General features: G+C 44.5%; 1 protein-coding gene. It reads right to left on the bottom strand.

Features of this window, described 5'->3' with window-relative positions; genetic code table 11:
* Positions 1-204: 204 nt before the first annotated feature.
* Complete coding sequence (locus DL238_RS15955; RefSeq protein WP_234031156.1) at positions 205-5,892, bottom strand: open beta-sheet domain-containing protein; 5,688 nt, start codon at positions 5,890-5,892, stop codon at positions 205-207.
* Positions 5,893-5,911 lie beyond the last annotated feature (19 nt).

Here is a 5,911-nt window from a genome sequence, read left to right as displayed (position 1 = left end):
GGTTCGCTCCTTGCACCGTCTTGAATAAGTAACTTCATTATACTCACTTTAATAAAAGTAATAAGACTGTTTTAAATTGCACTTAATTTATTACATATAAATAAGCCTTTAACACAACTACATGAGTCTGCTCTAAATAGAGAGATGGAAAACAATCCATCCCAAATTCGATTATTTTAAATAAACAACGAAGAACTACAACGTTCAATGACGAACGCACTTAGCTGGGATATCAACCTCCAGCTGTTTGTGCTCTCTTTTCTTGCTGAAGTCAGGGTTCACTCCTTTCTTCACCATTTTCAACCAGTGGCTGGCAGTTGGTCCCTTGGTCAGACAGTGGAACTTAATTTTCTTCTTCAACGTGTCGGCAGGTTTGAAGCGTGGGGCACATTCTGGCAGGGGTCGCATACTGAAGCAAATTTCTGTAACCTCTTCGACAACCATGGTGCGATGTAAAGTGGAGGTTTGAGGAGGGCTTGTCTTTCTTGAAGATTTCTCAGGAGCACCTTCCGCAGATTCGGAGCTGGAGCTGGAGCTGGAGCTGGAACTGGATGTGGAATTATTATGCAAATCAGAATTAGAAGCAGATTCAGATGACGAAGAAGAAGAGGAAGAAGACGACTCCGATGACGAAGAAGAGGAAGATGACGTATCATTTACCGGGTGCGGCAATTCGAATCCTCTGGACGCAGGGTTCCTCGGCATGTGCTTGCCGATAATATCGGTAGAAGTAAAGTTCCTGCTGACACATGGTTGTGCACGGTAATTCAACATCCAGGCATTATCTTCTCTGTCTCCACCAAGTCTGTACGAGTTGATAAAAGCTTTTGGATCGTTTAATATGCAGTTACTAGGTGTTGTGAAATCTGTAGTGGGCTCTCCATCAAATGTTCCACAGAGTCCTCTGACTTCGTCGCGGTAACCGTTGCTGGCCTGAAGCAGAACTCTCTTGCCATCATGGATCATGAGAAGTTTATGTTGAGGGGCCACCATGTATACAGCTCTACTTGGTAGTCTGTGTATTTGAAGTACCAAATTTCCTTCTGCCATGATGTCCGTTGTTCTTGATTGCTCAATAATTAATATTCTGCCATTCACTTCCACATTAACCTCTGATGTAGGTTTGAAGGCCACAATAGTATGGTCCAGATTCATTAGTATTTCCTTACGGCGATTGGATGTTTCACGTGCCAGTATTGCTACTGGAGGTCTGATAATGTCTGGAACGTCATCCAAGTTTTCGTCATCCTGCGATCTTTTGGGTTGATACTGTAACATCATATGCCACGCACTCGAAAGAGTGAGCGGGTACGTAGTGTTGTCAAACGTAGCGGCTTGACTGACATCAAGAACGCAAGTCGGCTCGTAGTAAAGTGGTAAGGCCTCCCTAGCAAGACGGTCCAGTGCGGTATCTTGCGGGCTGGGTTCAACCAAAGATCTTGTCCACCGATTCAGACGAATGTTCGTCCATGTGATGCTCATAAGCGCTGTATCTACGGACGCATTTAGAGCAGTGCCATCATTATTCACATCCACGTTAATATTCAATCTTCCTGGGTTTTGTTCCTGCGCAATATTCTCCGTGACGTATGGTTGTGTAAAATAACGAATCCAGGTGTACGCTTTGTAAGTATTGTTGATCAAGTCATCGGAAAGGTTTTCAAACTTCGCTTGTAATCGAATGCGATCCAGTCTGTTAGCCATTTCTGTGGCGTTGCGGCAAGATGGCAGAAGGTTATTATTGCCATTTGCCATTTCTCTCATGCACGCAAGAGCTGCAGGAGTTGACCTAATGGCGTTTCTTCGTTCTTCGCTCTGTTGCAGTTCGCCCTTAATACGAAGGTTTCCGGAAGGCTTATCATTTGTGAATATCGAAAGACCAGCATCCAGATTAGAGTCTGGGTCAAATTCCAATGCTTGGTTGAAATTAATGATTGGCGGTGCAGGCATGGATAAAGCGGCGAACAAATCGTACTCCGTTTTTCTTGGCATAACATCAGCTGGATGGGCTGGTTGTGAGATATAGGAAACCAAAGCACGGGCGCTACCGTTGACGTTGGAAAGACCCAGTGCGGCAGTTAAGTCGAATGTTGCATCGCTTGAACCAGTGAAAGCTACCCGAACTGCAAGTCCATGCACACGGTTACCGCTGGCCCTGTTGAGGAATTCTTCTAGTTTATCAGCGCGATCTACAATGGCAGGATTGGCGCTGCTATCGTACTCCTGGGCCTCGGGCCTGGGCCGATGATGACGTTTAGCACTGCGCTCAACTCTGCTGCTTCTCCACTCAGTCCAAGTACCGGCGTCAACGTCGTTTATTTTGGACGCGTATTTTCCTTCAATTCTTACAGCATTGGTAGTACTTTGATCTTCGTCGATGGACAGAGTAACGTTGTGGTTATTGATAGTCCGTCGAGCCCAAATAAAAGCGAGAGCAGATGTGAAGTCGCGGCCCTGAAGCTCCTGGCGAAGCAACTCCATATCCAAAAATTCGTCTTCAGTTTCTATTTCTAAATTAAGGGCAATTCCAGTCTGAAGTTTGCCAAACGTGTCTCTCATCATCCGTGCTGGGCGGACGTGAATTTGCTTCGCTTCCTCATCTTGTATAGCCGGTTTAATGATGGTGATCTTGTGATTGGTAGTATATGTGTTTGTGCTCAATTGTGCTAATCTTGGATTAGAGTCTTTCCCAATCAGCTTCATATTTAGAGCAATATTTTGTGCCTCCAGATCGAAATCAACGTCTAATTTTATAGGTATATTAATCAATATATTTCTTTCCAGAGCAGCCATGTGTTCCATTGAGTTGAATGGAGTCACGATTGCGATTTTGCTCATTTCTTTAACGGAGTACGTGAGGCTAGTTTCACTTCTGGCGCCTAGTTTCCATGGCAAAACTTCTATGGAGGAGGATTCACTGGAAGTGTTGTTTAGAAGCAGACGAAAAGTGCTGTTTGCTCTCAGCACGGTCGGCACATCTATCGTGAAGAGGGATGGGAGACCCAATGCATTGGGAAAAGCAATGGCCAGCGACTTCTGATTGTATACCTTCATATCATCAAGCATGTGCATATCAGCCAAAGGAAGAGCAGCAGCATTGTAGTTTCTGAAGAGTTGTTTAATGTCATTTTTGTCATATGAAAAGAATCTATCGTTTCCTAACCATCTCAGCATCATATTTCCTTCAAGTGGAGGTGCTGTATCAATAATAATTGGGGGAATATTGAATTCCCTGCGATCAGCAACGGGTTCTCTCCTCAGCAACGGGTCCTCACGTTGCTTTAATGGGTTTCTCAAAGCTTTCAATAATTGTTTTACACTGGAGACCATTTCTGAAAAATTAATATCTGAGTGTGCCTGTCCTCCAGCATAGCGGTTGAACTTCCTTAATATGGTATTGGGAATAATGCTGTCGCTGCTTCCAACATGGGCCATGTTATCTTTGTAGCCAAGATCCATATCCTGTATCATATTACTTGACAGGATGTCGTTAGAGTATGCGATGTCCATTGACATTGGATTCAGAATGTTCACAGCGCTCCTAGCAGCCCTCGCCAAATTTAGGTTTCCAGGCTCCTTGAGGTTGGCAGCACTGCGGATAGCAGACTGAACTACAGAAACCACTTGCTTCACTGGATCGATGTTGCTAAATTCAGCCATTCTTTGAAGCATGGCGGCGGGAGGTTGTGTCCTCATCAGCAGAATTACCGATGCGCATCTCAGTTCGTGATTTTCTCCAATATTTATGTACACGTTGTACAGAACTTGCCTAGCAAGCTCCGGGTTTATTTCAGCCAAGATGTCCAAGGATGTTACCATCAAAAGCCTCTCGAACTCCGTTGCATTCTTCTTTCTCTCCAGATATGGTTCTAGGTAATTGAGAATGCGTTTGTTGCCGGTATTACCAAGTGCACGAATTATTACTTGAATTTTCGGTCTGTTTCCATCTGCCATTGCAGCGTGGAGTTGTTTTCCCAAATAATCAATAAAATCGTTGGTGGCATTATAGTTCCTTGGGACCATCCGGCCGAAGGCGTGGACAGGATAGTTATTATGTGAAAATTCCGCATCATGTACTTGTCGATGGAGAGTGGCGAGTGCAAGTAGTCCGGTGCTGTTTACAATGGGCTGATTTCTTACTCTCTTATCCATAACCAGTTTGTTAAAAGCCTCGAAGTACTCAGGTGTTGGCATGATAACTGCTCGGGGCAGGGTTGCAAGAAGTTCCGCACCTTCCTCAAATGATAACTTTTTACTAATAATCCAAATGGATAATTCTTCAAGGGCAGGGTGAGTTCCAGATTCAGAAACCATATCACGGTATGCTATCCATCCTAGGTCATGTTTACTTTCAGAGTGGATCAGAGATGTCGCCTTCTGTAATTGTTTTGCAGTCATAGTACGAACGATATCTCTCATCATCATGAGTTTGGCGTGTGTGTTTCTTTCTGGGATATAAGCGGGTTTCTTCATGTCGGATTTAATTTCTTCAGCAAGACTTTTAACAATTTCAGCAGGGTCATCGCTACTCAAAAGAAACGCAGCATTTCCACGATTCCCAACAAAGAAGGGGAGGAGAGGAATATTTGGTGGTTGACCTCTGAGTGGCCTTGGTTGGTAATCTTCTTCACTGCTGCTGCTACTGCTGCTGCTGTCATCATTCCTGATAGAGCGCCGAGTTCTTGAACGCCTCTGACGTTCTCTTGAAGCAAAACTTATTTCATCATTTGTAACATCGTCATCAGAATGTCTATTAGCCTTTATTCTCTGCTGCTTTATTTGGGCTTTTTTGTTTTCTTCACTTATTCTGCTGTGACTATCTCTACTCCATGAATTTTCATCGCTGCTGCTGCTACTGCTGCTACTGCTGTCACTTTCCAAGGTGAAGTCACTATCTTGTCTATCGCGTTGAAGAGGCTCAATATCATGGGCGTTGTTATAAGAATATAAAAGGTCCCCAGTGTCTTGCAAATTCCCTGGTAAAGGGATGGGGCGCGCTTCTTCAATATCTTTTATGGTGACATTGACGCGACTGACGATAAGTCCTTTCTGGCTGTTGTACATTTCAGGGCTCATGACAACTTGATTTGTCGTTACGGACGATTGAACGGTGAATTTATTCAATGTGCCTGAGATGACCACACGACTCACTGATGAACGCGCCAAGAAGTCGCCCATTTGGTTCTGTCCCGGTTCGAGGTCTGGAATTCCTGCGAGACCGTAATGTACAGCAGGACGTCTCTTGCAGTTTGAGAAGTTTTGAGTTTTTTCTATATCAATAACGTTGTCATTCACGTTGCTTAAAGGAGCCAGTTCTGGATGTTGTAGGAGTGATAATGCTGGAAGTGGGGACACGTCGTATTCCACCTCACATTCACCAGTAATTGTAGATTCCCTGATGCTGTACACGGCACTGTCGGTAGAAGCGTTCGGAAGAATGTCATAACGATGTCTGACGAGATTATCCGCTTGTGTATTCACCTGGAGAGTGCTGAGGATACCTTTGAGGATGTTAACCGCCCAGTTTGGTGTACTATCTTTCACCTTGACATTAACTATATGTCCATTTTGTAGGATAATTGCGAAGGCATCTTTTAGTGCTGAGAGTTGCTGCCAATCGTGGATTTCAATTTCCTGATCCCAGCCACTTGGCAGTTCCTTGTTGATTTGTGAATGCTCAACTTCGACTAGCTGAGCATGCAGTTCCTCTCGAGTTTTAGGTTGAATGATCAACTTTGCCCGCATTAGAATTCCTGCATACTGGTTTGAGATCTGGTGAAGAGCGGTGAAAGCTCGACTTTCTACTTTGTACACATATTGACGGTTGGGATCCCATTCTTGAAGAGAGGTCACTCCCGCGACTAGCAGGCAGCACAGAAAACCCTTCCACATGACGCCGCCGTGGATGAAG

The sequence above is a fragment of the Alteriqipengyuania lutimaris genome, assembly GCF_003363135.1.
GTDB lineage: Bacteria > Pseudomonadota > Alphaproteobacteria > Sphingomonadales > Sphingomonadaceae > Alteriqipengyuania > Alteriqipengyuania lutimaris.
Note: the sequence above shows the minus strand (reverse complement) of the source record. Positions and strands in the feature narration are given on the sequence as shown.